Annotated in this window: 22 protein-coding genes; 14 read left to right on the top strand and 8 right to left on the bottom strand. The window is 49.7% G+C overall.

Annotation, left to right across the window (positions count from 1 at the left end; genetic code table 11):
* Positions 1–3: 3 nt before the first annotated feature.
* Together EHW58_RS02015 and EHW58_RS02010 are read left to right on the top strand one after the other, a co-directional pair.
* On the top strand, positions 4–552 hold the full coding sequence (locus EHW58_RS02015) for a hypothetical protein (RefSeq protein ID WP_069360923.1): 549 nt from the start codon (positions 4–6) through the stop codon (positions 550–552).
* Positions 540–1,322 (top strand): NRDE family protein, encoded by a 783-nt coding sequence (locus tag EHW58_RS02010; protein WP_152794343.1) that lies wholly within the window; start codon positions 540–542, stop codon positions 1,320–1,322. Before EHW58_RS02015 ends, EHW58_RS02010 begins: the two co-directional genes overlap by 13 nt.
* Here the strand turns inward: EHW58_RS02010 and EHW58_RS02005 are convergent.
* Positions 1,290–1,799, bottom strand: coding sequence for an outer membrane beta-barrel protein (locus EHW58_RS02005; protein WP_077606695.1), 510 nt, complete (start codon positions 1,797–1,799; stop codon positions 1,290–1,292). The two genes, EHW58_RS02010 and EHW58_RS02005, sit on opposite strands and share 33 nt — an antisense overlap.
* A 222-nt stretch (positions 1,800–2,021) precedes the next feature.
* Between EHW58_RS02005 and EHW58_RS02000 the strand changes: the two genes are divergently transcribed.
* The 5 genes from EHW58_RS02000 (at position 2,022) to EHW58_RS01980 (ending at position 7,255) form a co-directional block, all read left to right on the top strand.
* Positions 2,022–2,609, top strand: a complete 588-nt coding sequence (locus EHW58_RS02000) for a nucleoside triphosphate pyrophosphohydrolase family protein (RefSeq protein WP_077457121.1) — start codon at positions 2,022–2,024, stop codon at positions 2,607–2,609.
* Positions 2,610–2,923: 314 nt separating this feature from the next.
* Positions 2,924–3,697 (top strand): enoyl-ACP reductase FabI, encoded by a 774-nt coding sequence (fabI, locus tag EHW58_RS01995; RefSeq protein WP_172969911.1) that lies wholly within the window; start codon positions 2,924–2,926, stop codon positions 3,695–3,697.
* 57 nt (positions 3,698–3,754) lie between these two features.
* Positions 3,755–5,173 (top strand): bifunctional enoyl-CoA hydratase/phosphate acetyltransferase, encoded by a 1,419-nt coding sequence (locus tag EHW58_RS01990; RefSeq protein WP_046075639.1) that lies wholly within the window; start codon positions 3,755–3,757, stop codon positions 5,171–5,173.
* 6 nt (positions 5,174–5,179) lie between these two features.
* A complete protein-coding gene (locus EHW58_RS01985) occupies positions 5,180–6,370 on the top strand; it encodes an acetate/propionate family kinase (protein ID WP_152794339.1) in 1,191 nt (396 codons plus the stop codon).
* 195 nt (positions 6,371–6,565) lie between these two features.
* Positions 6,566–7,255: a hypothetical protein gene (locus EHW58_RS01980; RefSeq protein WP_046075641.1), complete on the top strand. Its 690-nt coding sequence runs from the start codon at positions 6,566–6,568 to the stop codon at positions 7,253–7,255.
* A 32-nt stretch (positions 7,256–7,287) separates the two neighbouring features.
* On the opposite strand, the gene EHW58_RS01975 is transcribed toward EHW58_RS01980, so the two are convergent.
* A complete protein-coding gene (locus EHW58_RS01975) occupies positions 7,288–7,995 on the bottom strand; it encodes an SDR family oxidoreductase (RefSeq protein WP_152794337.1) in 708 nt (235 codons plus the stop codon).
* A gap of 33 nt (positions 7,996–8,028) precedes the next feature.
* Positions 8,029–8,760 (bottom strand): 3-oxoacyl-ACP reductase FabG, encoded by a 732-nt coding sequence (fabG, locus tag EHW58_RS01970; protein WP_077578485.1) that lies wholly within the window; start codon positions 8,758–8,760, stop codon positions 8,029–8,031.
* 208 nt (positions 8,761–8,968) lie between these two features.
* Here fabG and EHW58_RS01965 point away from each other — a divergent pair, with 208 nt between their 5' ends.
* From EHW58_RS01965 to EHW58_RS01935, 7 genes are all read left to right on the top strand, one after another.
* Positions 8,969–9,313, top strand: a complete 345-nt coding sequence (locus tag EHW58_RS01965) for a hypothetical protein (protein WP_046075644.1) — start codon at positions 8,969–8,971, stop codon at positions 9,311–9,313.
* A gap of 297 nt (positions 9,314–9,610) precedes the next feature.
* Positions 9,611–10,696, top strand: coding sequence for a 4-hydroxyphenylpyruvate dioxygenase (gene hppD, locus EHW58_RS01960; RefSeq protein WP_046075645.1), 1,086 nt, complete (start codon positions 9,611–9,613; stop codon positions 10,694–10,696).
* 223 nt (positions 10,697–10,919) lie between these two features.
* On the top strand, positions 10,920–13,187 hold the full coding sequence (locus EHW58_RS01955; RefSeq protein ID WP_152794335.1) for a response regulator: 2,268 nt from the start codon (positions 10,920–10,922) through the stop codon (positions 13,185–13,187).
* Positions 13,188–13,338: 151 nt separating this feature from the next.
* Positions 13,339–14,346: a sphingomyelin phosphodiesterase gene (locus tag EHW58_RS01950; RefSeq protein WP_152794333.1), complete on the top strand. Its 1,008-nt coding sequence runs from the start codon at positions 13,339–13,341 to the stop codon at positions 14,344–14,346.
* A gap of 295 nt (positions 14,347–14,641) precedes the next feature.
* On the top strand, positions 14,642–15,784 hold the full coding sequence (locus EHW58_RS01945; protein WP_152794331.1) for an HDOD domain-containing protein: 1,143 nt from the start codon (positions 14,642–14,644) through the stop codon (positions 15,782–15,784).
* Between the two features lie 68 nt (positions 15,785–15,852).
* Positions 15,853–17,175: a sensor histidine kinase gene (locus EHW58_RS01940; protein WP_370517122.1), complete on the top strand. Its 1,323-nt coding sequence runs from the start codon at positions 15,853–15,855 to the stop codon at positions 17,173–17,175.
* A gap of 5 nt (positions 17,176–17,180) precedes the next feature.
* Positions 17,181–18,797, top strand: a complete 1,617-nt coding sequence (locus EHW58_RS01935) for an EAL domain-containing protein (protein WP_152794328.1) — start codon at positions 17,181–17,183, stop codon at positions 18,795–18,797.
* A gap of 15 nt (positions 18,798–18,812) precedes the next feature.
* On the opposite strand, the gene EHW58_RS01930 is transcribed toward EHW58_RS01935, so the two are convergent.
* The 5 genes from EHW58_RS01930 to EHW58_RS01910 form a co-directional block, all read right to left on the bottom strand.
* Positions 18,813–20,450, bottom strand: a complete 1,638-nt coding sequence (locus EHW58_RS01930) for a sensor histidine kinase (protein WP_152794326.1) — start codon at positions 20,448–20,450, stop codon at positions 18,813–18,815.
* 3 nt (positions 20,451–20,453) lie between these two features.
* Positions 20,454–21,272 (bottom strand): phosphate/phosphite/phosphonate ABC transporter substrate-binding protein, encoded by an 819-nt coding sequence (locus EHW58_RS01925; protein WP_152794324.1) that lies wholly within the window; start codon positions 21,270–21,272, stop codon positions 20,454–20,456.
* Positions 21,273–21,506: 234 nt separating this feature from the next.
* Positions 21,507–22,718 (bottom strand): MFS transporter, encoded by a 1,212-nt coding sequence (locus tag EHW58_RS01920; RefSeq protein ID WP_152794321.1) that lies wholly within the window; start codon positions 22,716–22,718, stop codon positions 21,507–21,509.
* Complete coding sequence (locus EHW58_RS01915) at positions 22,718–24,037, bottom strand: lysine N(6)-hydroxylase/L-ornithine N(5)-oxygenase family protein (RefSeq protein WP_227486428.1); 1,320 nt, start codon at positions 24,035–24,037, stop codon at positions 22,718–22,720. Before EHW58_RS01915 ends, EHW58_RS01920 begins: the two co-directional genes overlap by 1 nt.
* A gap of 10 nt (positions 24,038–24,047) precedes the next feature.
* The gene (locus tag EHW58_RS01910) at positions 24,048–26,714 is read right to left on the bottom strand and encodes a GNAT family N-acetyltransferase (protein WP_152794317.1); all 2,667 of its coding nucleotides are present in this window, start codon (positions 26,712–26,714) and stop codon (positions 24,048–24,050) included.
* Positions 26,715–26,762 lie beyond the last annotated feature (48 nt).

Genomic DNA, 26,762 nt, shown 5'->3' with positions numbered 1-26,762 from the left:
GGTATGCATTCGAGTCTAACCAAAGCAGATAGTGCGATTATTCGTGGTAACCTGGATGTGGCTTATCAGGCACAGCAGCTACTAGCGAGTGTCACGAACGAAGCTTATAGTCGTATGCAGGCTGATGGGTTTACCAGCACCATTGGCCAACATATGCGTCATGCGCTTGATATGTATTGGGCCTTACACCAAGGAGAGGGCAGTGGCGTCATGGATGCAGATGAACGTCGGCGAGGCCATCGTGTAGAAACCGATAAATCCCTTGCCCAAGCTGAGTGGCAAGCCATAGCCAGCTGGTTGCACACGCTGTCTAATCAACAACTCAAGCAGTCGATACACGTATCGACACAAGTCACCTTATATGCCTCCAACACAGTGACCACCCCCTCAACCATAATGCGTGAATTGATTGCAGTGGCCAGTCATGCCACTCACCATTTTGCTATGATGCGCACAGCAGCCCACGATCTGGGCGAAGTGTTGGATAAAGAGATTGGCATCGCCGCCGCGACAGCAAGTTATCAGCGAGAGCAACATCAATGTGCACGCTGACATGGTTGACCTCGGAGCAAGGGTTTGAGCTGTGTTTTAACCGTGATGAGGCACGAGGTCGAAGCCGTGCAATACCGCCGAAAATTTATCAAATCGCGGGAACACGCGTACTCATGCCGATTGATCCTGATGGGATGGGAACCTGGATAGCGGCGAATGAACATGGGCTATTGGTCTGTTTGTTAAATGATTATCAAAGTCAACCGTCTGTTGTGCCCAAGCGTAGTCGGGGCCAGCTGGTGAAATCCGTGGCGAGGGCAAGCGATCTGTCTCAGGTGGCAGCCATCGTGACTGAGCATGAAATGACGGATTTTGCGCCTTTTACCTTGTTGGTCTTTAGCCCGATGAATACCGATAAGACCCAACACGCGGCGTGTTCACCGGTGGCTTGGCAGTGGAATGGACGCACGTTGCAAGGTATCGACTGTGTGCCACCTATTGTCTCCTCTGCGGTGGTAGCAGATGACGTACGTCGCACGCGCTCAGCGCTCCTCGCCGCAAAATTGCGTGATTCATCTTCTTCCGCCCATGCGCTACTCGATTATCATCGAAGCCACGAGCCAGTATTGGGGAGTTTATCTGTGTGTATGCACCGAGAAGACGCCAGTACAGTGAGTTTGACACATATCTGCGTGAACGCGGATACCGCAAATATGTATTACTACGATGGCGCCCCGTGTCGGGTCAGCAGGCCATTAGTGGCCCACTTACCCCTCGAGGTTGATCATGCCATGCCACTAAAAGCCAATACTGGTTCCGACACTTACTGAACTAGTTTCTGCATCGCCTCGATCGGCATAGGTCAACTCAAACGCCATTTTGGGGCCGACGGTAGGCTGTAGTTCAAAACCTACGGTGCCTGTTGCACCCCAGCCAATATCCTTATCTGTGCCGAACTCAGTTTGATAGTAGTTGCCACCGCCGCGCAGGTAGACACTCCCCATTGTCATGGGGAAATTCACTTGTAATCCAACTGGAATATAGGATGAAGTGAGCTTGGTTTCAGTGCCATTTTCATTGTCGAAATCGGCACTGGTTTCGCCATACCCGGTGTACAGGCTTGTGTAATCGGTGACACGTAAAGTGCCATTGACTTCCCAAGTGTGGCCTGTCTCAGTTTGAGAGCCATATTTTACGTCGGTAACACTTGCGCTAGCACCGATACTGAGCGGAGAGGTTTGTGCTTGTGCGGTTGTGGCCAGCAACATACCAGCACACAGTGTGGCGAGCGATAAACGTTTGGTCATAGTAACTATCCTTTTGGCCGAGCGTGCAAATGACGTCATAGATTCAGTATAAGGTGTTAGCGGCGGGCGTACACCAAGCTTGAGTGATATTTGTGCTTTAACGCTGTCTGGTGACAAAGAATCATCATGATCGATTTTAAGTCTGAGTGAGCAGTGCTATTGTAATGCCCCTTGTATGTCAGCATGAACGCATGCGTGTTTGTTTCTCAAAGGGCCCTATAAATGAAATTTGCTGTTCTCAATCAAGCGATCTACGACCACCTTTACCGTGATATTGAAGCCTTTCGCTCCACCTTTGATCTGCCCTGCAATGATCCTGATTCTCTCGATGATAAAGCCGATGATCTGCACACGGCGTTGGCGGTCGAGGAAATGACAGAGCTTGCGGAAGCCGACTCGCTGGTTGAGCAAGTGGACGCTATTGTTGATAGTGTCTACGTGCTGATGGGGCGCGCTGTTCAAATGGGGTCGCGTGGATACCGGGAACAACTCGAAGTGAGCTACATGATTGATATCTTGCTTCAAATCGCCTCGCGCCTAGGTGTTGATTTTGTGACCTGTTGGGATGAGGTGCATAGCAGCAATATGAGTAAAGTCTGTCGCAATCAACAAGAGTTTGCCGACACCCAAGCGTTTTACGCTCAAAAAGGCATTGATGTTGTCGCCAGTCCCAAAGAAGATGGCATCATCGCCAAATGTGCCGCCGATGTCAGTGTCGACGGCAAGCTTATCCGTGAAGGCAAGGTGATGAAATCGGTCTACTATCGTCCCGCTGACCTCGCCAAGTGTGTGATGGCCGAGTTGGCGTAGTCCTACGCTTCTCGCTTGTGTAAAACGCCACCGTTGATCGCGGTGGCGTTTTTGGTTGTGAGAAGAGAATACCGATTAGAGTGAAAGCTCTTATCGCTGTGGTCCAAGGCGCGGCTGTCATAAAAAATTGTCAAAATTGTCTTTTTATCTAGCACGTCACTCGGCCTTTTTTCTTCTATACTTTTGCACCTAACGCTGATTTAAGTCTACGTTGAGGGTTTGCGGTTGATTTAAAGTGGATGATGTCTGTTTTAGTGTAATCACTCAGGTTCCTGAGCGATGAACGCGTCGTTATCCAATGTAGGGAGAATATTGTGGAACATCCTTTTTCACTTGCAGGTAAAGTCGGCATTGTCGCCGGACTGGCCAATGAAAACAGCATTGCGTTTGGGTGTGCTCAAGCGCTGAGCCAAGCGGGTGCCGATGTGCTGGTCACTTATGGCACACCCAAGGCAGAGCGATTTGTGACCCCGCTCAAAGCGGCCATGGGCGATCCAGAACTGATGCTGTGTGATGTGCAGGACGATCAACAACTGGATGCACTATTTGCGCGTGCCAAGGAAAAATGGGGACGGGTCGATTTTGTTGTGCATTCCATTGCCTTCGCGCCTTTGGAAGATTTACACGGTCGCGTGGTCGATTGCTCACGAGAGGGGTTTTCGCTGGCGATGGATATCTCTTGTCACTCGTTTATCCGTATGGCGAAACGCGCAGAGCCACTGATGTCTGAGGGCGGCACGCTGTTTAACATGTCCTACTATGGGGCGGAGAAAGCCGTCGATAATTATAATCTAATGGGGCCTGTTAAAGCGGCGCTTGAGTCGACCACCCGTTACTTGGCAGCAGAATTAGGACCAAAAGGGATCCGGGTGCATGCTATTTCCCCCGGCCCGATCAGAACGCGTGCTGCGTCGGGGTTAAAAGAATTTGAAGCCTTGGCCGTGGATGGAGAAACGCGCTCGCCCCTTCGACGTTTGGCCACAGTGCAAGATGTTGGTCATGCCGTGGTTTACCTTAGCGCCGATGCTGGCCAAGTGTTGACGGGACTCACCCACTACGTTGATGCCGGTCATCACCTTAGGTTTTAAGCGCAACGAGGCTAACACATACTTTTTTTGACTTGATCGATTATTGAGGAGCCCACCATGTCAGGGACGAATAACGAGGAAGTCATCGAGAATAAGACGTACGATGAGATTTCATTAGGCGATGAAGCGTTTTTAGAAAAGCGCCTCACCATGGAGGACATTAAGCTTTTTGCGATTATGTCGGGGGATGTCAATCCTGCCCATGTGGATGATGACTTTGCCAAAAGCAGTCGCTTTCAGGAAGTGATTGCGCACGGTATGTGGGGCGGAGCATTGATTTCTACCGTATTGGGGACAAAGCTACCCGGTCCTGGCACTGTCTACCTCGGACAAACACTCGCGTTCAAAGCCCCCGTCATGCTAGGCGATGTGCTGCGCGTCGCTGTTCGTGTCGATAAAATGGACGAAAAGCGTCACCACATTGTGTTTGCTTGCCGGTGTGAAAACCAACGCGGTGATACTGTGATTGAAGGGGAAGCACGCGTACTGGCGCCCACTAAAAAAGTTCGACGTCAACGCACGGTATTACCAGAAGTGCGCTTATCTGAGCGCGGGCAGTTGCATGCGATTTTAACCGCGGCCGATCACCCTGATCCCATGCATACCGCGGTGGTGCACCCCGTTGACGACAGCTCGATCCGCGGCGCGGTGGAGTCGGCGAAGCAACAGCTCATTATTCCTACCCTGGTCGGGCCTCGTGACAAAATAATGGCGGCGGCGGATAAAGCTGAACTGGATATCCGCGACTTTGACATTGTTGATGTACCCCATAGTCACGCGGCGGCGGAAAAAGCGGTGGCTATGGCACGTGCGGGGGAGATAGAGGCGCTGATGAAAGGCGCACTGCATACCGACGAATTGCTACATGAAGTGGTTAAACGGGAAGGAGGGTTGAGAACTGAGCGTTGCCTCAGTCATGTGATGGCCTTTGATGTGCCGACCTATCCGCGCCCGCTATTTATTACTGATGCCGCCATTAATATCTATCCAGGGTTGGCTCAAAAGCGCGATATTATTCAAAATGCCATCGAACTGGCTCATGCGATTGGCAACAGTCATCCACGGGTGGCGATTTTGTCGGCCGTGGAAACCATTAACCCTAAATTGAATGCGACCCTTGATGCCGCGGCACTGTGTAAAATGGCGGAGCGTGGTCAAATAACGGGCGGTATCTTAGATGGACCGCTGGCGTTTGACAGTGCCGTCTCCGAAGACTCTCGCGTGACCAAAGGGATTAACTCCCCGGTTGCAGGGTGTGCGGATATCCTGGTGGCCCCTGATCTTGAGGCTGCCAATATGCTGATGAAACAGCTGAGCTACCTCGCAGATGCCACCGGCGCGGGTGTGGTGGTGGGGGCGCGTGTGCCCATTATGCTGACCAGCCGTGCCGATGATGCATTGACCCGCATTGCATCGAGTGCGCTGGCGTTGTTGCTTGCGGAGCATCAACGTAAAGCACTGGATAAGTATAAGTAGGCGACAATGGCGAACATACTGGTCATTAACAGCGGCTCGTCGAGTTTGAAATTCGCGCTGTTTGACGTCAATGCGGATCCGGTTGAGGAAACGCGTTGGCAGGGTGTTAATCGGTTAATGGGTGGACAATTTTCCGGTTTGGGGACCCAAGGTTACGCGGTGTCCGTTGATAGCGGCGCGGATGGGCTTTCTATCCCGCCCGCCAACGCAGCGGATCACCATGCCGCGATTGTTTCGCTATTGGCGTGGCTCGAACCGCGAGGCTTTCTTGATAATCTGATTGCTGTCGGTCACCGCGTGGTTCATGGTGGTACGCACTTTCAGCAAGCAACGTCTCTTGATGCGCGCAGCGTCAAGCTGTTGGAGGCATTAACCTCGCTGGCGCCGCTTCATCAGCCTTATAGCCTTGCCCCGATTAAAGCACTTCAGACCCGATTACCCAACATGCGCCAAATTGCCTGTTTTGATACCGCCTTTCATGCCCAGCAGCCCAAGGAGGCGCGCCAGTTTGCGCTTCCTTACGCAATGTATGACAGGGGCTTTCAACGTTATGGCTTTCATGGCTTGTCTTACGACTTTATCTCGCGTTGCTTACCCGAGGTGATCCCGGATTTTGATTGCGACGCCAAAGTGATTGTTGCGCATCTTGGTAATGGCGCGAGTTTGTGTGCTATCCAATCACGACAAAGTGTGGCTTCCACCATGGGCTTTACCGCGCTTGAGGGGTTACCAATGGGAACGCGAAGTGGCGCCATTGATGCGGGATTAGTGCTGCATCTGATCACCGAAGAAGGCATGACTGCAGACGACGTCAGCACGCTCTTATATAAAGAGTCTGGGCTGTTAGGTTTATCGGGTATCAGCAGTGATATGCGCACCTTATTACGCAGCGATAAACCAAGAGCTAAGCAGGCGATAGCGCACTATTGTTATCGGATTGCGCGAGAAATCGGCAGCCTCTGTGCGGCAATGGGCGGTGTCGAACATCTGGTGTTCACCGCTGGGATTGGCGAGCATGCTGCACCTGTACGCGAGCGTGTGGTGGCACAGTGTGATTGGCTAGGTATGCGCTTGGACGCCTCGGCCAATCAAGCCAATCAAGCCTGTATATCCGCATCGGATAGTCAGATCGGTGTGTGGGTGATCCCCACTGATGAAGAGCGCGTTATTGCCGCTGATTGTGTCGCGATGCTGTGATGACGATCGCTTCTTGGCGTTGCCCGCCGCCAATGGGGGACATATTGGCTCAAAAAGGTTCAAGGTGGATTGATGATTGCAGCGCCAGTTATACGCTAAAAGTGTGATATTCCATACAAGATTTTTTCTAAGAGTGCACCGAGCGGGCGTAAATCGTTATGCTAGCGCCGAGTTAGAGGATGCAAGGATGTTGTTATGATGCGCTGGGTATGGGTGAGCGTATTATTGCTTAGCCTTACAGGGTGTGCGCAGAAGCTTGGTCGGCCATTTGATATTAAAAATCTCGCCAAGTCAGACATGGATTTAATTACCGATATTCACATTGCTGAGATTCGTGATCTCAGCGAAGCCCTCATCGTGAAACTGTACAAGCGTAACCCGCGTGAACTCAAAAAAGTGCCCGGCATGACGATTGAAAAACGCGTGGCGCAGTTGATGACGGCAGAACGCCCCGACAATGGCTTTCGAGAGCTGGGAGGAATGGATGGCATCGCGCTGCTGCCTTTAGCCTTTTCAAGTGAATTTGAGGGCGACCGCGTGTTTGCGCTCATGGCGGGTGTTACCGGCATGATCAGTGCGAGCTATAATCATCAACTTGAGTTTTTTTTGCTCGATGATATTGACCAACAAAAACTCTATAACAGTGCTCGAAACCTAGAAAAAATTGCCTGGCTTTTAAACAATCAAAAGGACGAACACGGTCAACTGCTGTTGCTGAGTAATGGCATGGGCAAAAATGGTGTGCCCAATTATAGTTACGAGCGCTTGTTGGGTCAGATGATTATTATTCAAGACATGATGGCCATTATGGTGGCGGACAGTACTAACCGTAATATTAATCAGGTGGTACACAGCATGGCGTCGATGACGTTCTTCCCTATCTAATTAACGAGGCGGCGCAATCACCGCCTCGCTCCTTACCAACCAATTTCTTGGCCTTGATAATCAATAAAGTTGCCGTTTTGACTGTCCGTTAGGGTATCGAGCACATACTTCAACCCTTGGGCCGATGTGGCAGTATTGATAAGGGCATTGGGTCCACCCATTTGCGTTTGTACCCAGCCGGGGTGGAGAGCAATCGAACGAATGCCTTTACTTCGCAGGTCAATAGATAGACTTTTGATCACCGCGTTGAGCGCGGCTTTTGAACTTCGATAAATATACCCGCCGCCTGATTGGTTATCACTCATGCTCCCGACTTTTGAGGATAGGAAAGCGAAAATGGGTGTATGGCCACTTTGGCTTGCCTTTTCAAGATGCGGGGTGAAATGTTCAGCGATAACCAGGGGAGCGATGGTATTGACTTCCAGCACCTCGCGCCAGGCCGCTGTATCCACGTCACCGAATTGATACCCTTTGGGGCCATATAGACCTGCATTGTTGATCAGTAAATGGATAGGCGTGTCGATAAGCTGTAATGCAAGTTGCTGTATTGCCGTATGATCCGTGACATCTAATCCGTAGGTGGTGAGTGTTGAGTAACGGTTTTTTAGTGTCATCAAGTGAGGCGCAGAGCCGGGGAAGCGGCAGCAGGCAATCACCTGCCAACCGTGCTCGAGATACAGCTCAGTGAGCGCCAGGCCAATCCCACGGTTCGCGCCTGTGATAAGAAGTGTTGGAGTCATTGTTGCCTCATAATGGCCGGAAGTGTCCTTCCATTATATGACTAACCCTCCATCGACTTTAAGCGTTTGACCTGTGATAAAGCTCGCGTTATCGCTGGCAAGAAAACTAATCGCGTTGGCGATATCCTGCGCGGTACCCATGCGGCCCAAGGGTGTTTTCCCTTTCATCATCTCAATGACTTTATCGGGTAAATTTTCCGTCATGGGCGTTTCAATAAAACCGGGAGCGACACAATTGGCGCGTATTTGCGCACCGTGACGAGCGAGTTCTTTTGACCAAGTCTTTGTCATTGCAATCACGCCACCTTTTGAGGCGGCATAGTTGGTTTGACCAATATTGCCGTCGGTGCCGACGACCGAAGACAAGCTCACAATCGCGCCTTTCTCTTGCGCCATCATCAGTGGCGCGATAGCTTGTGTCATGGTAAAGACGCCCTTTAGATTGACGTCAATGACCGCGTCCCAGTCACTTTCGCTCATTTTGGTCAGCAGGTTGTCACGAGTGATGCCAGCATTGTTCACCAGCACATCGATAACTGCGTGTTGTTGGTGCAAGCTCTGCACCCAATTCGCGACAGCCTCTTGATCGCAGACATCCAGCGCAACGGGAACGATAACCCGATGTGCTTGCCAGTCTTGCATGTTGTCAATATTCCTATCTAATGCATAAATCTTGGTAGCGCCTTGTTCGACAAAGGTTTCAACGATGGCGCGGCCGATCCCTTGTGCGGCACCTGTAATGACACAGTGTTTACCGGTCAGCATGGTGTTTCTCCTCATTATATTCATCGTGCTTTTCTTGGGCGTTGGGTCACCTAAGCCCCTGCTTCTACGTTGGTATCTCGCGGCCAACGTCAGATAACGTGCAACAACTAGGCCAGTGGTGACATCCTCTATAGTAAATTGAGATATCAATTTGTGGGCGTATGGGCTAAAATTTAATCAAGTTGTCACCTTGTTCGAGAGAGGACCTATGCCGACGTCAATCAATTCGCAACCTTTAGCGCAGCAATACATGCAGCGTCAGCGCGATCGTCAAGATGATCAGGTCAATGGCGGTCTCAATAACTCGATGAGCGTGCAAGAGCGTGCCGAGCTGATCCGTAAAGAGCGAGAAGAGCAAAAAGAAGCCGCAGCATCGGGCGAGCAGCGTGAGGATAAGCGTGATTATCAAGCCCTCATTGATCGTGTGGCGGAACAAGAAGCGCAGAAAACGCGAGCGGATGCCTACAACCAACAGCAACAAGCGCTGATGGATCAGGTGCAAAAAACCATCACACCCAACGGCCAGCAAAACAGTTACAGCCTCAAGGTTTAATACGCCCACCCGCCTGCTTTTTGGTCGCCGCCTTTGGGCGGCGTTTGTGTTTTCGCTGTATGGCTTTCATCTCGCGTTGCAAAAATGTAAAATGTAGTGGCGTTTTGGTTGCTATTCTTTACACTTTTTATTGGCTTAAACCCTTAAAAAAACGCGGTTAGCGACGCTTTTCTCTCACTGTTCAGCATAAGTGACACTATTGGTTAACATTTGATTAACCAGCTGTCCGCTTGTCTTCTCTAGTCCCTGTCACCGTCTAATGCTATCTCTAATGTTACACACAAGGAGGAAGCGATTATGACGTCAACCATGCAAGCACCTGTCAAAACGATTAATCCATTGGGCACAGATGGGTTTGAGTTCGTCGAATACACAGCGCCCGATCAAGCGGGTATCGATGCACTTAAAAATTTGTTCTCGTTGATGGGTTTTGCGGAAATTGCCAAACATAAGCACAAAGATGTTTGGCTGTATCGTCAGGGTGACACCAACTTTATCGTAAACGGTGAGCCCGAATCACAAGCGCAAGGCTTTGCGAAGCAGCACGGTGCGAGTGTCAACGCCATGGCGTTTCGAGTGAAAGATGCGGTACACGCGATTGCGTATGCGGCCAAACAAGGCGCCAAAGTGGTTGAGCCAAACATTGGTCCAATGGAGCTCAGCATTCCTGCGGTATACGGCATTGGTGATTCATTGCTTTACTTTGTCGACCGCTATGGTGACCAAAGTATTTATGAAGTCGATTTTGACTTTTATCCAGACTGGCAATCGCGCCTGAAAGAAGCGGATGCAGGATTGAAAGTTATCGATCACCTGACCCACAACGTGGATATTGGCAACATGGATGTATGGGCTGACTTTTACGAGCGTATTGCCAACTTCAAAGAGATCCGATTTTTTGACATTGAAGGCAAAAAGACCGGGCTGAAGTCGCGAGCGCTGACCGCACCTTGCGGAAAAATCCGTATTCCTATCAATGAGTCAAGTGATGACAAGTCACAGATTGCAGAATATTTGAAAGAGTATAACGGTGAGGGGATCCAGCATATCGCCATGACCACCGACAACATCTACCAAACCGTGCGGACGTTACGCCAACGAGGCATGGCATTCATGGATACGCCGGACACCTACTATGAGAAAATCAACGAGCGTGTCAATGGCCATGAAGAAAGCATCGATGAGTTGCGAGATACCCGGGTATTGATTGATGGTGACGTCGACAGCGGTATCTTACTGCAAATCTTTACCAATACTGTCATTGGACCGGTTTTCTTTGAAATCATCCAACGTAAGGGTAACCAAGGCTTTGGCGAAGGTAATTTTAAAGCCTTGTTCGAGTCTATCGAGCTGGATCAAATGCGTCGTGGTGTATTGGACTAACCGAAACGGTACATAACAAACTCGCTTGAGGCTGCGATACGGGTTATCCGGATAAACTGACTCAAGCCGATAGGGTGTCGTTATTTGTAGACATCCTATGTTATAGGCGCTCCCTTGTGAGCGCCTTTTTTGTTCTTTTTCGCCCACTAACTAGGACATTTCTCGCCCAAAATAAGATTAGACTCTATGATTAGCAGAGAAGCTTTTTCGATAAAAGGTGATTATGAAGGTAGGCAGCCCCCTGACTCGCCCCTCTCTTTCTGCGGGAATCATTACCAAGCTAGCCTTAAGCTGGACCGTACTGACTGCGTTATTTGCGGCGCTTCTCCTGCTGGGCGATTACCAAACGCATAAAGCAGATGTCGATCGCGCCTTGCAAGAGGTGGGCAACAGAGATCTCAGTGCAATGACTGGACATCTATGGCGTGTGGAAACGCAAGCGTTTGAGCAACGGATAGAGCAGCTCATCGCCCAACCTGAGATTGATTATATCCATGTGTATGATGCCGATGGCTCGTTAATTGAGCGTGGCGTGGAGCCTGCTGCACAATCGTTGCAAAAGCGTTGGTCGTTAATTGCAAGAGACGAGGGGAACGAGTATACCCTTGGGCAACTTGAGGTGGCGTCAAATTATACGGCGTTAAATGCCTACTTTGGTGATAGTGCCCAGTGGGTTTTTCTTGGATGGTTGGCTATTTCAGGATTGGGGATCTTAAGCTCGATATGGATTGCGCGTCGCCACTTAGAAAGGCCGTTAGTGGCGCTACACCAGCAGGTCAACCAGTGGGATAATGGCGTACCCACGCCGATTCAGGTCCCCCCCCAATTCCATCATTGGCGAGGTTTTGAAACGCGTTATAACGCTATGATCACGGCGCTAGGGCAACAACTAGCTCAGTTGGAGGACGCGAAGCACGACGCTGAAAAGGCTAGCCAAAAGAAAAGTGAGTTTTTGGCCAACATGAGCCATGAAATCCGTACTCCAATGAACGGCATTATTGGGATGGCCTCGCTGTTAAAAAGCACTCGCTTAAACAACGAGCAACAAGAGTTTGTCGAGATGTTGGAAACATCGTCGATGTCGTTATTAGATATCATTAACGACATCCTCGACTTCTCTAAAATTGAAGCAGGTAAGTTAGAACTGGAACCATTAGAGCTCAATATATTTGAGTTGGGGAAAGATCTTGAGAATCTGTTCATTCTCCGAGCGAAGGAAAAGCAGCTCGCTTTTCGCTGCGAAATAGATGCTGATATTTCCCCTTTGTTGATCGGTGATGCACCTCGATTACGCCAAGTGATGATTAATTTGGTGGGTAATGCAATCAAGTTTACTGAGCGTGGGGAAGTGGTTGTCTCTATCAAGCAGGTGAGTGACGAGGATACGGCCAGTGTGCTTCGTTTTGAAGTGAGTGATACCGGGCCAGGCATTCCCGTTGAAGAACAAAGCCGTATTTTTGGTAAGTTCGAACAAGGTGACTCCTTAACAGCAACCGCCCGAGGTACCGGGCTTGGGCTCGCCATCTCACAGCAAATTGTCAATTTAATGGGGGGGCGAATTACCCTTAACAGTGAAGTGAATGTGGGCAGTGTGTTTACCTTCACCGCGCGTTTTGATTGTGCAGATATTCCTTTAGCCACGCCAGTTGAGGCGTATCTTTTCGCGGGCGCCCCGATGTTATTGGTAGACGATAGTCGTTTAAACATGCGCATCACCACGGCACAATTGAGCAACCTTGGTTGCCAAGTCACATGCTGCATGCACCCGGATGACGTGATTCCTTTAATTCGCGAACGCCTTGATAGCCACTATCCATTTAAAGTGATTTTACTCGATAAAGTGATGCCCAAAATGGACGGTTTTCGCTTGGCTGAACAAATCATTACCACGTTTGGAGATAAAAGCCCTGCGATTATGATGTTAACGGCGGCGCCCGATGCATTGGATAAGCCGCGGATTGAACGCTCAGGCATAGAGGATTACTTAGGCCGTCCCTACCAATTTAATGACTTAAAAGCGCATTTGGTGCGCATCTTACAACAGCGCCAACCGACACTGGGGGTCGTACGATCTACCGGAAAAGGCACATCGCTGGCTGGATTGCATGTCTTGGTCGTGGAAGATTCCAAAGTTAATCAACGAGTGACTGAGGCGATGTTGACCCAACTAGGGATACATGTTCGCTCGGCTGCCGATGGTGAGCAGGCGCTGGAACTGTGGAAAAGCCAACCTTTTGACGCGATTTTCATGGATTGTCAGATGCCTGTGATGGACGGTTACCAAGCCGCTGAACACATTCGGGCACAAGAATCGCGCTTTAATCGAACCCCCATTATTGCACTGACCGCCAATGCGACAACGGAAGACAAGGAAGCGTGTTTAGCCGCGGGTATGGATGATTATATTGCCAAACCGGTCAGGCAGCATGAGCTCGCGACCATGTTGAGAAAACACACCTTTACCTCGCAAACTTACTTAGTGACGCATTAATGACGTAATACAAGGAACGTGAGCTTAGTTACAAAAATATCAGAAAAAGTAAACAAATCCTGGGGCGGCTCACGCCATTTTCGTTAGGCTTCTAATCTTTTGGTGGGCGAAACACCTAAAACAATTAGAAAGCAAAACGAAAAGAGGAAACATGAAAATCAATAAACTGCTCTCAACGGCAGCTGCGTTGCTGCTTAGTCTCAGTGCGCATGCGGGTCAGCTCAATGTCATGGCGTATAACATTATGCAGCTGAGTAACCTTCAGGATTGGGATCAGGCAGAGCGAGCGGCCCGTTTGCCGCAAGCCATCTCTGATATGGACACTCAACCGGATGTGATTCTGATCAGTGAAGCCTTCAATGCTGAGGCCGAGCAAGCGATGAATCAGCTTGCAAGTTTGTACCCTTATCAAACTCCCAATGTTGGGCAAGACTGCAGCGGGGAAGGTTGGGACGCCCTCACTGGGGATTGTTCTAATTCGTTGTTTGTGGTGCGAGGCGGCGTGACTATCCTATCTAAGTATCCCATCTTGACTCAAAAGGCTCATATTTATAATCACAGTTTAAAGGGCAGCTGGGACTATCAGGCTAACAAAGGCTTTGCATATGCCAAGATAGATAAAAACGGTGAGATTTTTCACCTGATTGGTACCCATTTACAAGCCACACATGATGGGATGTCTGACGAAGAGCATCAAGTTCGTCTGGGTCAGCTGGGAGAAATCAAACATTTTATCGACCAGGCAGCGATTTCCGCTGACGAGCCTGTGATTATTGGTGGTGATATGAACGTGGAGTGGAGCCGCCAGGATGAAATTAAAGACATGAAAGCGGTATTAAATGGCGCATTGCGGTTCACCGAGCCTGAGGTAACGTCTTTTTCCGCCAAGCATAATTGGTTCACGAAAGCGAACGCGTATCACTTTGAATATGACCTTAACTACAACACGACGCTAGATTATATTTTGTGGAGCCGTGACCATGCAGTGCCTGCCAATCAACCTGAGATGAAGGTGGTGCAATTGACCGCCAACGATGACTGGTATTGGGACTACCTTGAAGGCGAGTGGCCGCAAGCGGCTGGACAAACCTATCATGATGGTTACTACCATGAACTCTCTGACCACTATCCAGTCATGGTACAGTTTGAATTTGAGTAATTTCAGCGCTTGATAGAGTGCATTGTTACAGGGCTCAAGCATGTTGAGCCCGCTTTCCCTCCCTCCCTCCCTCCCTCCCTCCCTCCCCCTATTAACGTTATCCAGACACCGCTAATTTCTTCCCGTATGCCAAGACAGTCTGGGATTTTGGACTACGCTTACTGAAAGGATTGCTGGGTATCTCACCTTGGATAAGGTTCCACTGAGATAAGCCGCAGCGTTGATTACTCTCTCACTGACTGCCTAACGATAGCGCTAGGTCGTTTGAGGACAACGATGAGAATACGAGGGAAGCATGAGTAGGCCGCGTTTCCATGTCATCTACGTTGACGATGACGCGCTCACATTAAAGGCGATTGGTCGGGTGATTCGCCGCTTGAAACCGAGTTGGGCTATCAGCTTGATTAAGAATCCTACCCATTGGGAGAAAGGCCTGTTAGATGATCAGTCCCCTTCTCTGGTGATCAGTGATCTACTGATGCCCAAGCTAAAGGGGGATGCGTTATTAGAGCAGGTTCGAGCGCGCTTTCCTGGTACGATACGTGCCCTGATAACAGGGGATACGCGCCAAAAAATTACCGAACTCGCGACGCCTAGTGTGCACTTCGTCCTACCCAAACCCTTCTCTGAAGATGACTTTGATAATGTGCTTAATAGTGTTGAGCGCCTCTATAAGTTGCCGATTGATGCTGAAACGCGTAACCGGTTAGTCGGTATTGAGGATTTTCCCGTCTTGCCTGACTGCGTGCGCCGTTTACGTGCCACGATTAATGATCCCCATTCAGACATGGAACAAATTGCACGAGTGGTCAGCGAAGAGCCTCCCCTAGTTGCCCGACTTTTACAGCTTGCTAATTCTGCTTATTTGGGCTTTCGAAACCGGACTTGGTCAATAGAAACAGCGATTAATCGGCTGGGCATTCAATCGGTCGAGTCAATTGCTGCCACTATGGTGGGACATAATGCCTTTAAGCACTTGTCCACCAAGGAGCACTATGAAGTGGTCGACGAACATATCGAACTGGCTAATCTAAGCAAATCACTGGGTGTCTTTTTAGGGCACGACAAAGCGCATGCTGAGCGCTTATATCTGGCATCTGTCTTGTCATCGTTGGGAGAGTTAATGGCACGAGAGCTAGGTTGTCGGGAAAGTGGTAATAATCCCATTTGTGATTTACCCACTCGCTTTGATACCGCGCTCATTGTGTCCAGCTATATCGTTATCTTATGGGGCTATGATTTTGAGCTTGCAGAGATTGTGTTGGCAAGCGGCGCCATTCCGTTATCCCCTGAAAGTGAGCGAACCAAGGATGGCGCGCTATTGCATTACTGCCGGCAGTGGATTCACGCGAACGATATCGAGAAAGCGAAACTTTTACAGTCTTGGTCGGCGAATATTGGTGCTTTTTTTACTCAATCCTACCAGGAGACGATCTGAGTGTGTTGGCGAGTAATATACGAAATCGTTGTTTGTTTTTTCCTGTCCGGTGAATAGGGAGGGAAAACGTGAAGAATAGCGATATGTCACTAGCATTGTTTAATCAACTGGCAATAGCGATATGCATCGTCGATCATGAGTACACCATTGAGAGTGCAAACGCGTGCTTCTTTGCTCGCTTAGCAGCAAAACCAGGTACAGTGGTTGGACGCTCACTATTGGCATGCTTTCCTGACCACCGTCAATTTTTACAGCAAAACATCGATTCGGTCTTCTCGACGCAAACGCCCTTACAGTCCTCCGGCTCTGTCATCATTGATACATTTGTGGAAGTGGGTAGCGACGTCGCTCATAATTGGCAAGATACCGAGTTTCTTCCCATCCCGTCAGCGTGTGGTGTGGTAACACAGGTTGCGATTTGTTTTTACCGACCCACAGCGTTGGCGGCCTCTAAGCAAGACACACGCCCTAGTATTTCTGAGAGTCAGCGATTCAAACGAAGCTCGGACGCCTATCAAGAAGTAGTGTCAGAGCTTAAGCAGCTTCAAGGGCAACTACTTCAGTCTGAGAAAATGGCGTCGATTGGGCAAATATCGGCGGGAATTGCCCATGAAATCAATAACCCTATCGCTTTTATTTCTTCCAATATCCGCACCTTGTACGACTATCTAGAGAAATTTTCCGCTTATGTCCATCAGTTGGATGAAAAGATTGATGCGAGTGAGAACAAGGTGTTAGTCGCTGATAGGCAGGCGCTAAAAGATAAGCTCCAATTGAGCTATTTACTCGAGGATGCTAGTGAGCTGATTGAAGAGTCGTTAGAAGGGGTCACGCGAGTGATGACGATTGTCAAAGATCTCAAAGAGTTTTCCCGTGCTGATAATAGCGAATGGGTTTTAACCGATGTTCGTCGCGGTATCGACTCGACACTGAAGATTATCCACAACGAAATTAAGTATGCGATTGAAATAGAGAGAAACTACTCGCCTCAGACACCTGATATCCTTTGTCAGCCTATGCAATTGAATCAGGTTTTTCTCAATCTGTTGATTAATGCCGCTCAAGCGATTGAGGGCGAAGGGAAAATAAACATCGATGTTGCGCCTCTCGATGTTGAGCACTTAATGATAAAAATTAAAGATACCGGTCTCGGGATCCCTGATGAAGTGCTGACGACGATTTTTGAGCCGTTTTATACCACCAAGCCTGTGGGGCAGGGAACCGGGCTTGGGTTGTCGGTGTCACGCGATATTATCGCTGCACATGGTGGCCAGATAACAGTAGAAAGTGAGCAGGGAAAAGGAACCACGTTTACTATCGTGCTGCCTTGTTCCGATGGCTGCGCCGACGAAATTGCCCCGTCTGATGCAGAAGGTATAAGAGGAGACTAAAGCGCATGATGGCGTACACGGAAATCTTACTGGTTGATGATGAGCCACATATTTTGCGCGCATTAAAGCGAGAGTTACGTCGTTTTGTGGCGCATATTCATACCGCAGAGTCGGGGCAGCAGGCGCTCGATATTTTAACCAAACATCAAATTGGTCTTGTGATTTCCGATTACCGCATGCCGAATATGGACGGTGCAGAGTTACTGATTAGTATTCACCAACGTTATCCCGATATCGCGACCATTATGTTGTCCGGGCAAGCCGATCTACCGGGCGTTTCTCGAGCGATTAATACTGGTGCGTTGAGCCAGTATGTGAGCAAACCATGGGACCGCGACGTGTTGTGTGACACGGTGAAAACCATTTTGACCCATAAACACGCGTCTTTGCCCAACGACACACTGACGGCTTGCTTTTCAAAAGAGGCGCTCAACGAGAAAATTCAAGGTATGGGGGTGGATGCAAAAACACCGTGGTTGGTGGCGATTGTTGATAACCAAGGCACGAGTAATCTTAATGAAACCGAGTCGGTGATGGTGGGGAATCAACGTCTGCAAAGGGTGAGTGAACACTTGCATGAGTTGGAGGTATTTAAATGGTATCGGATCGCCGACAAATTTATTGCTCTATTTGAGTATTCATCAGAAGGCCACCGGTTGTTAAGCGAACTGATTGAAAGTTTGCACGCCGCAGAAGAGAAAGGCCTGTCGACACAATTAATGATCAGTGCCCTTCGCTCTTGGCAGGAATTGTCTTTTGATACAGTTCAGGCGCGTAAAGCAGAAAAAATACCACTTTATGATGCGCTCTATTGGCTACCTTGCCCTGAAGAACATCAAGACGACGCATCGTTACGCGCCTTGATTCATGATATTGAGGCCAAGCACTTCGAGGCATTCTTTCAACCTCAGTTAAATATTGTAACCAATGAAATAGATGGTTTTGAAGCGCTAGTGAGGCGTCGACTCGCATCGGGACACTACCAAAGCCCTGCGGAGTTTTTGCCGTTATTGAGTCAATATCGACTTGAAAATGTACTAACCACCTCGATGTTTGAGCAAGCACTGGAAGCGATTGGGCGACTACGTCAGGCGGGTTACGCGAAAACGGTGAGTGTTAATGTCACTGCAAAACAATTAGAGACTGGGTTTGTGGTTGATGTTATCCAGCACCTTTCGCCGCACTACCCCGATGAGATTGCACACCTTGAAGTCGAGTTGGTAGAAACTGACCGGATTGATGACTTTTCATTAACGCGCCAGCAAATGGAACGTTTGAAATCCCTCGGGATCTCCTGTGCGCTAGATGACTTTGGGACTGGTTTTGCGGGGTTTGAGTCCATGTGCGACCTCCCCTTTGATGTGATAAAAATAGATGGCCGCTTTGTTCGTAATATTGGTCAGAGTGAGATGGATGAAGTGATCCTGACTTCAGTGGGTCAGAGTGCGCGGCTGATGAACGTCGAGGTGGTCGCTGAGTGGGTACAGAATCAAAACCAAATCGACTTTTTGAGAGAAAAGGGGTGTACGCGAGTACAAGGTTATGGAATTGGCGCACCGCTCAGCGGAGATAAACTCCTTGAGTTTTTAGCTAACTTTAAAGCACAAGAGACGCCTTATTAACGAGGAAGACTGTCATCATGAGGCATGATTTGCGATAGCATCACTTTTGTGTCGGAGTAGGGTGATAGCGGCTGTGGTGCCGTGGACTGATGAGGTGAGTTGTATATCGCCTTGGTGATGGCGGACAATGTCGTAGACATAAGTTAACCCGAGCCCCATGCCTTGTCCAACCGGCAAGGTGGTAAAGAAAGGGTCGTAAACACGATGACTCTGATCATGCGGTAACCCAGGCCCCGAGTCTTTCACGGTGATGGTGCACGATTCACCATTGTCTTCACCCTCTATATCAATACTGTGTGCAACGTCTGGAGTACCGCGATCACAGGCTTGCTGTGCATTTTTGATCACTTCTTTAAACAGCATTACCAGCTCATCATAGCGTCCCATAACTCGGGGGAGTTGATACACGCTAGCGGCAATCGATATCTTGATATTAGTCGGCGGTGATAGAGTGTTCAGCGCCTCATCAATCACCGTAAAAATCTCAACGCCTTGAAAGTGTTGGCGTGTTTGTTGGTTATAGCTGGAGTACTGTTGTAAGGCGGAAACAATATTGACTACGCGTTGCACACAGTCGTTGGCATCGGCAAGGCTATCATTAAAATCATCATAAAGGTCATCGACATAGTGGCGATTTTTCCAATGAGTGAGGGTTTCAAGCTGCTCTGATTGGTGAACAACCTGCTCGGCAATCTCAGTCCACTTTTGGTAGGTGCCAAGATATTCTTGGCATATTTTTAGGTTACTTTTCACTGCGCCGATGGGGTTATTGATTTCATGGGCAACTCCTGCCGCCATGGTCCCAATTGAGGCCATTTTCTCGCTTTCGACCAGCTTTTCTTGCGTTTGTTTGAGTTGATGGTTTATCTCACGGAGTTGGTCATTGGACCGCACTAAATCGGCCGTGCGTCGCGCCACCTTGCTTTCTAGTGTCTGGTTGGCTTCTTCTAGCCGTTTTTGGTAGGTCGCGGTTTTATTCTCGGACTCACGTAATGCTGTAATCATATTACTAAACGCAGCGGCCACACTGGCCAGTTCATCCTTCCCGTGGGTTGAAATGCGTACGTCTCGCTCGCCACTGGCGATGGTATCGGCAGCATTTTTAAGTTCTGATAAGCGCTGAGTGAGGTAGTTCCCCAACAGATAAGAGAATAAGGCCACCAATAGCATCTCGCCTAGCACAATGAGCATGCTCCAGTTTTTGGCATCTTGTATCTGGCCAAGCAGACCCGTCATGTCAAATCCAATCCAGACCGAGCCAAATTCAATATTCGACTCGGAAATACTCGCGCGTACATCATATAGTCCATCCGTAACGGACTGTGCATTCATCTCAAGAATGTCTGTAGTGAGAGAATCAGGAAGGTCCCCGGCTGATGATAGGATGCTTCCGTTATCGCCTAAAACCGCGACATACATAATATCGCTGTTATGGAGTAGCTCTTGAGTAAAGGAGTCAACAGTGGCGAGATCGAACGATAACACCGCATTTTTTACCGTGGAAGCGAATAACTGGGTTGTTGAACTGGCACGTTGGTTGAGCCCTTGATAGTTGGTGGTTTCTAAATAGTTGAGAGTCAATGTCAGCAGAATCGCCAACAGGATCGCCTCAATCAGGGCGACACCTAAGATGGTCTTTAATCGTAAGGACATGGGCTAGTCACTCAGCAAGTGTTGCAACAGCGTAATGTTTAACGCTCTTACATCGTCCCAATCCTCGTTCTGCGCTGGCTCTATCCCTTTAAAACTGATATTTCCCAGCAGCGTTTGGCCTTTTTCACTGTTATTGAGGGAGAGAAAGGCCGCTTTAATCGCATCGGCGACTTGAGGGTCAAGGTCAGGATGAAATGCGAACGCATGAGGCGTATAGCCGGGGGTTTTCCATAATACTCGCAACTGTTTGCTAACCTCGGGATCGGTATTATTAAACGTCCGTTCAATGCCACCACCAGCAATAAAGAAATCTCGCGCAACGTTTAAATAAACGGAGTCATGAGACGAGACATATTGCGGTGTAATGTTTATGCCTTGATTTTTCAGCGCCGCGCGAGGCACTACACTGGCTGCGAATGCCGCTGGTGAGGGAAACGCTAAGCGCTTGCCATCTAGCTCCTCAAGGGAGGTAATGGACGTGTCTTTCTTGACGACTAAAATACCGTGAATCCGCTTATCTTTTTGCTTCGCAAACGCTTGGTAGCCGGGTTTTTGATGGAAAACCGTGTAGTGATAAGGATTCATGTACGCGACATCATATTCACCGGTGAGTACACGTCCTTCGAATTCGGGAATGTCTTTGGCAGTACGAAAGACAAGGTTGTACCCTGATTGTTGAGAGACGTATTCTAAAATCGGGCCCCAGTTGTTGGCCAGTGTAATAGCAGATTGTTGTGGCACGATACCAAAGGTAATGTCTCTCGCTTGAACATTGCCAATAACGGCAATGCTTAGCAATAATGACAGTAAAATTTGTTTCATCTGATCATCCCTCACCCAGTAACTGACGAACTATTAGACAGTGTAGTTACCTGTATCTATCCTTGCCATGCAATCCTGTGTGATTAAGTTAATGAAATCAGGTTGTAACCTACGAACCGTTTTTTTCTTTCTGAACTCAGGCCACATTGCTCGCCCTCGATGACAACTTGATGTTTGCATACGAGGGCGAGAAAAGTGGCAGTCATCTTTCGAAATGATGAAATTTTCAGGTGGCTAACGAGACAAAGTGGGAGGTGAGGGTTTGATAGTCAGTACCCCAATGATGACGGCGCAAGAAAGCATAATGCAGGTGAAAGTTGGCAACGGCGGATAATTTAACGTGAGCGTTGCTAACAAGGAGGCGAACCCATAACCCAGTGTGTGCGCCATGGCGATATAACCACTGACTCTTCCCGGTTCATGGTCGAGCCGTTGCATCGCTTGGCTGGTATAGGCGGGAATCAGGAGTGCACAGGCGCCAGATATCACCACCATTGCCATCACTAACGCCGCAAAATGTGGCACTAATAGCAAGGCATAACCTATCACCATACTGATTGCGCCAAGGCTTAGCATACGCTCGGTGCTCAGACGCTGTCTTTTTACCACTAACACTTGTACGGCTAAGGTGGCGATACCGCTTAACGTCAGCAAATAGCCGATGGCTTGGCTAACTTTATCGGCGGACCATTCGGTGAGGTGATTGAGCATGGGGGTGAGATTGTATTGCAACAGAGCAATCGCTGCACATACGGCAAGACCGTAACCCATGTAGGGCCAAATGGCTTTTGGCGCGAGCCATAGATGGGCGGATGAATGAGGTTCGTCCTTCTTATCCGCGCAGTGAGGCATCATACTGATAGCGATTGCGCCTAATAGTGGCAGTAATAGCATCAGCGTCAGTGACGCGTAGGGGCTGATCAATAATACGGCCGAGGCAATCAACGGGCCAGCTAATCGGCCGAGGCTTAAGCCAATACTGATGGAGGTGATCGCTTGCATACGACGCGCCTCACCGGCGAGTAACACGGCCCAATGCTGATTGGCAGGCACCATCCCTGCAACCGTTAAGCCGTAGATCACCCGTGCCAGTACTGCGAGCGCTAACCAAGGCCATTGGATAGCGCTGCTTTGCGCGCCCACTGTTGCAGCGAGCAATAACGCAAAGCTAGTCGCCATGCCGATTAGCGCTTGCAGGACCACAAACTTGGGACCATATTGGTCGCTGATCCGTCCCCAAAATGGCGCGGCGGGGAGAAACAACACGCTCCCTACAGCAATAATCACTGCCCATGTCGACAGTGAAAAGCCACCTTGCGCCACCAGTAGGGGGAGCGAGACCAAGAGTCCGTTCTGACCGATGCCCATCAAAGCCGCAATCAAGGTCAAAGTGATCGGTTGCCACCTTGCGGTTTGTCTCGCCGCTTGTGTTTGTGCGTGGGCCATTACCAACCTGCTACTTTTTGCATTTTAGCTGTGGAAGAGGTGGACGCCGCCAGTGTCCAATCAAGTAGGCCGTGGTGATGGGCAATATCGTACAGTGGTGTACCGTTAATCGCATTGATAATGGTGGCGGCTCGCCATGCCGCAAGACTCAATTGCGGCTCAATAATGCCATGACAATGCGTGCCGACATTCATCATATACAACGATTGCACGTAGCCTTCACGCATCTTTACTCGGTAGTGCGCATTCACACTTGGCCGATCTTTGTCATCGAGATCGAGACAATCGCGCAGGGTATCGAGACACTGAGGCAGGGCACGAGAAAAGCCGGTACACAAGATAACCACGTCTGCATCGACTGTCGCTGAGTCACCGGTCAACGTTGCCGTTGTGGTTAACTGGTAACCGGATGGATGCGATTGCATACCCGTGAGTGTTTGTCCTGGAAGCAGTCGCCACCACAGCGGTGACCGGCGTACATATTTGTCATGATAGAGGCGCTGATATAGCCCTTGTAAGCAATTCTCGGTGATCCCATCACTGGCCAGCTTTTGTTGTGCCAGCTGAGTGTGTTTGACCTTGGGGTCGAGACCGTGAAACTGCTCTGCATAATCAGGCATAAAGTACTGATCAGTAAACGGGTTCTCATCCAACCCTTGTAGGTTAGGGCGGCGAGATATCCAATCAATATGCGCGACTTTGCCAAATTCACCATCAAAGAGGTGCTGGAAGACATCGGCACCAGTTTGGCCACCACCAACAATGGCAACTTTTTTACCCTTCAAGTCCGGTTGTCGAAGTGCCAGTTCGCTGGCATGAAAGACCTGATCACCCACAAACGGCGCAGCACAGTCAGGCATAAACGGGTGGGTACCAGTACCAAGGATCAAATGATCACAGGTCAATTGTCCGTGTGGCGTATTCACCGCGAAGCCTGAGCCGTGTGGCGTAATGTTAATGACGGGGGTGTCGAATTGGGTATTGGGAAGCTGGTGAGCCACCCAAGCCATATAATCTGAAAATTCTAAACGCGAGACCGTCTGTTCGCCCCGCGCCGTAAAAGGATAGAATTTTTTGGTTTTAACCAGATAATTAATAAAGGTATAAGGGCTGGTTGGATCAACCGCCGTTACCATGTCTTTCAGGTACGAGGTTTGCATTTTGGCATCATCCAGTAATAACCCAGGATGCCATGCAAAGCGTGGCTTTTGCTCAACAAACAAACTTGAAATCGTTTGAGTGTGGGGAGCCAGCAGTGCCGCCGCACTAAGATTAAAGGGGCCAAGCCCGACACCTAAAACAGAGTAATGCCTTGTCATCACTGCATCCTTATTGCGCATAATGTGCGAAAAAATCGTTACGCTCACATTGCAACAGTGCGGCGCGCTTATGCGGGAAATCGAATTCTTTTTGTTTTTTCATGCCTACGCCACGACTAATACGTACCACACGCCAATTTGCCGCGTTCGGCTCTCCCATCACATTTAAGGTGCGAGGTTCGGCCAAAAAGCAGTAGTGGATGAGCGATTGCGCCCAAGTACTAAAAAACTGACGTCCCAAAAAGTGAGGATTGCCGACCAGCATATGGATACCACGATCGAAAGCATCGACATCGTAGTAAGGCCCGAGCCGGTCTTCGGCGACCCAATAAATTTCAAAGTAGCCGAAAGGCTGTCCATCAAACTCGCCAATCACGGGGATAAGGTGTGCGTCATGGTGCACCTTTTGCAGATATTGGCGATGAAAGTCGAGCGAGCCCTCTAATTCCCAAATCGGGGCAATATCCGGATGGTTATGCCATGCGTGAAAGCATGCAAGATCACGTTCTGTTTCTACCGGACGCAGCGTCAGGGTGCGTTTGAGGTGATAAAAGTAGCGACGATAGAACACACCTTGTGGCTTTTCAGGCCGCGTTGGGTGGGTTAAGCCGTTGTCTGCGGTTTGGTATCCCTCATTGGAGGGGGCCTGAGCTTGGTGCCAAATCGGGCAGTGCTGTTTAAACTGCGACAGCGTCAGTGGAGTGCCGGGGGAGACGACTGATTGCAGAGCGTGAGGGTAATCACTGGCATGCAGTGCTTGGCACTGATGCTGATAAAAGGCGTGTTCAACGGCCGACCACCAGAGTGATTCATCATTGCAATAGCGCGTGGTTAGTGTCGCGGTCTCATTGTCCGGTTGGTGCAGTACGAAGGTCGCTTTGGCTTGACCATGCTCCATCACGTCGATGAGGTGATAAGACGCGTCGAGCAAGTGGCTGCGAAGTCCCACGGTGCGATCAAGATTGACCGGTTTAAATACCCATGAGCCCAGTGCGTTATCACCATAAAATGGGTTATCGATATCGGTGTATATTTGGCTTGGGTCGGCCAGTGTCGCTTCGTTGTGATCGGCGAGAAAGGTGTTAAAGTTCCGTTTCCAGTGTAGGGTCGGCGAGTCGAGAAGATAGTCATACAGGCGGCTATCCACAGGGTGGCTCGCTCGCCACGTTGCGAAAGCTTGACGGCAGAGCTGCCACAAACGTTGCTCCGTGACACCGGTAGCTTCGCTGATCGTGGAAAGTGTATTGATTAGCGTATTACCAATCAGATAGTAACTCAGATATGGGTCAACCTTGTCGGCTGTGACGTAACAGCTGGGTAACCCTTCACTGAATGCATCGGGGAACAGCGTAGGGGCAGGGTCGGTGACCCAAATACCTTGGCAGTCTCTGTACATCATGGCGTTAGGCAAACCGTGCGCGGTACGCAGCAAGACGTTTTGCTGGTGGGCCAGTAACAAGATGCCATAATCGCTGCGTGCCAAACACAAGGGATACAGAATATGGTCCAAGAAGGCGGCTAACCAATGATGTGCGGCGTCGTGCTGTGTCCATTGATGATGTTGTGCGGCTTGCGCGATCAGTGCGCCAATTTGGCTGCCTTGCCCATGTGGCTGGTTGATACTGGCGAGCAGGTGGACATCTTGATCGGCTTGGTGGGCGAATATATTGTCGCGCAAGCTCACTACAGGCAGTGCTAAAGGCTCACCTTGCGCGGATAAAATGGTGCACCAGACTGGCTCTTCGATAAAGGTTGTCGTGGGGGCTCGCTGCTGCAGCGTTTGTCCGGGGGCTGCGTTGAGCATTTTACTTAGTAAGGTACCACGCTTGGCTTCGGTGGCGGTTAATAGCCGTACCGAGTTAGTGAGCTTGACAGGCAGAGAGACTTTTAACATCCACGGATGGTCGGGATGATAGATGGCGCGTGACGATGAGGTGGCCAGCCAGCCGCTACTGGTCAAGGCTAAATCAATCACGCTGTTTTTAAGTGCACATGCGTCATCACTGTCACGCCATGCTTGCGCTTGTAAAGGATGCATGGGCAAGGGAAGCCAGCCTTGCGGCAAATTGGCCGCATGGGTTAAGCCCACGCTATCGACAAACAAGGATTGCAAGGTGTCGAGTACATCATGGTTAACCCCTTCACCTGTCCATTGCCCCGGCGCAACCGCAAACCATTCAATCGCAAATGACTGCGCAAATTCGGGTAGATACGCTTCTTGCTGTTCAGGCGTCAGTGGTTCATTGCTCTTGGGGGCAGGGTGCATGCTATGTCCGCCGGTCAGAGACTGCTCCGATTCGATAAAACGCTGAGGCCAGCGGTCGGCGAACCTGTGTTGCCAATGTGCCTCTGCCCGTTGCACATAGGTGTCAGACTGGCTAACACGTGATGCAAAGCGGTCGAGACGCTCGCCACTGACCTTAGGCACTGATTGCGCGATACGGCAAACCGCATCGGCAAAGGTTGTAGGGATAGTTTCACCGTCGCTACCGCGCCACAGTATGTCACCTTGATAACGATGACGGCCGGTTGCTGAGGTGTAGGTGAGCGGTAACAATAATTCTCCCTGTTCACACGGGAAACAGGCGTGGTCAGGCTGACCTTTTATCACCCGCGTGTGTGGGTGCTCGACAAACAACGCATTGAAAAACGCATTTAAACTCAGGGGATGTGTCATGACAACTCCTTACAGACACGGGCATACTGGGCAATGTTGTGGTGCAAC

This window comes from Salinivibrio sp. VYel1, from assembly GCF_009377945.1.
GTDB classification, from domain to species: Bacteria; Pseudomonadota; Gammaproteobacteria; order Enterobacterales; family Vibrionaceae; genus Salinivibrio; species Salinivibrio siamensis.
Note: the sequence above shows the minus strand (reverse complement) of the source record. Positions and strands in the feature narration are given on the sequence as shown.

What these genes read in the sequence shown, in the direction of transcription:
- EHW58_RS01950 (WP_152794333.1), top strand. Translation starts at nt 13,339, where the DNA reads ATGAAAATCAATAAACTGCTCTCAACGGCAGCTGCGTTGCTGCTTAGT.
- EHW58_RS01975 (WP_152794337.1), bottom strand. Translation starts at nt 7,995, where the DNA reads ATGACTCCAACACTTCTTATCACAGGCGCGAACCGTGGGATTGGCCTG.
- EHW58_RS02000 (WP_077457121.1), top strand. Translation starts at nt 2,022, where the DNA reads ATGAAATTTGCTGTTCTCAATCAAGCGATCTACGACCACCTTTACCGT.
- hppD (WP_046075645.1), top strand. Translation starts at nt 9,611, where the DNA reads ATGACGTCAACCATGCAAGCACCTGTCAAAACGATTAATCCATTGGGC.
- EHW58_RS01930 (WP_152794326.1), bottom strand. Translation starts at nt 20,450, where the DNA reads ATGTCCTTACGATTAAAGACCATCTTAGGTGTCGCCCTGATTGAGGCG.
- EHW58_RS01925 (WP_152794324.1), bottom strand. Translation starts at nt 21,272, where the DNA reads ATGAAACAAATTTTACTGTCATTATTGCTAAGCATTGCCGTTATTGGC.
- EHW58_RS01985 (WP_152794339.1), top strand. Translation starts at nt 5,180, where the DNA reads ATGGCGAACATACTGGTCATTAACAGCGGCTCGTCGAGTTTGAAATTC.
- EHW58_RS01965 (WP_046075644.1), top strand. Translation starts at nt 8,969, where the DNA reads ATGCCGACGTCAATCAATTCGCAACCTTTAGCGCAGCAATACATGCAG.
- EHW58_RS01910 (WP_152794317.1), bottom strand. Translation starts at nt 26,714, where the DNA reads ATGACACATCCCCTGAGTTTAAATGCGTTTTTCAATGCGTTGTTTGTC.
- EHW58_RS01920 (WP_152794321.1), bottom strand. Translation starts at nt 22,718, where the DNA reads ATGGCCCACGCACAAACACAAGCGGCGAGACAAACCGCAAGGTGGCAA.
- EHW58_RS01935 (WP_152794328.1), top strand. Translation starts at nt 17,181, where the DNA reads ATGATGGCGTACACGGAAATCTTACTGGTTGATGATGAGCCACATATT.
- EHW58_RS02015 (WP_069360923.1), top strand. Translation starts at nt 4, where the DNA reads ATGCATTCGAGTCTAACCAAAGCAGATAGTGCGATTATTCGTGGTAAC.
- EHW58_RS01990 (WP_046075639.1), top strand. Translation starts at nt 3,755, where the DNA reads ATGTCAGGGACGAATAACGAGGAAGTCATCGAGAATAAGACGTACGAT.
- EHW58_RS01915 (WP_227486428.1), bottom strand. Translation starts at nt 24,037, where the DNA reads ATGACAAGGCATTACTCTGTTTTAGGTGTCGGGCTTGGCCCCTTTAAT.
- EHW58_RS02010 (WP_152794343.1), top strand. Translation starts at nt 540, where the DNA reads ATGTGCACGCTGACATGGTTGACCTCGGAGCAAGGGTTTGAGCTGTGT.
- fabG (WP_077578485.1), bottom strand. Translation starts at nt 8,760, where the DNA reads ATGCTGACCGGTAAACACTGTGTCATTACAGGTGCCGCACAAGGGATC.
- EHW58_RS01955 (WP_152794335.1), top strand. Translation starts at nt 10,920, where the DNA reads ATGAAGGTAGGCAGCCCCCTGACTCGCCCCTCTCTTTCTGCGGGAATC.
- EHW58_RS01945 (WP_152794331.1), top strand. Translation starts at nt 14,642, where the DNA reads ATGAGTAGGCCGCGTTTCCATGTCATCTACGTTGACGATGACGCGCTC.
- EHW58_RS01980 (WP_046075641.1), top strand. Translation starts at nt 6,566, where the DNA reads ATGATGCGCTGGGTATGGGTGAGCGTATTATTGCTTAGCCTTACAGGG.
- EHW58_RS02005 (WP_077606695.1), bottom strand. Translation starts at nt 1,799, where the DNA reads ATGACCAAACGTTTATCGCTCGCCACACTGTGTGCTGGTATGTTGCTG.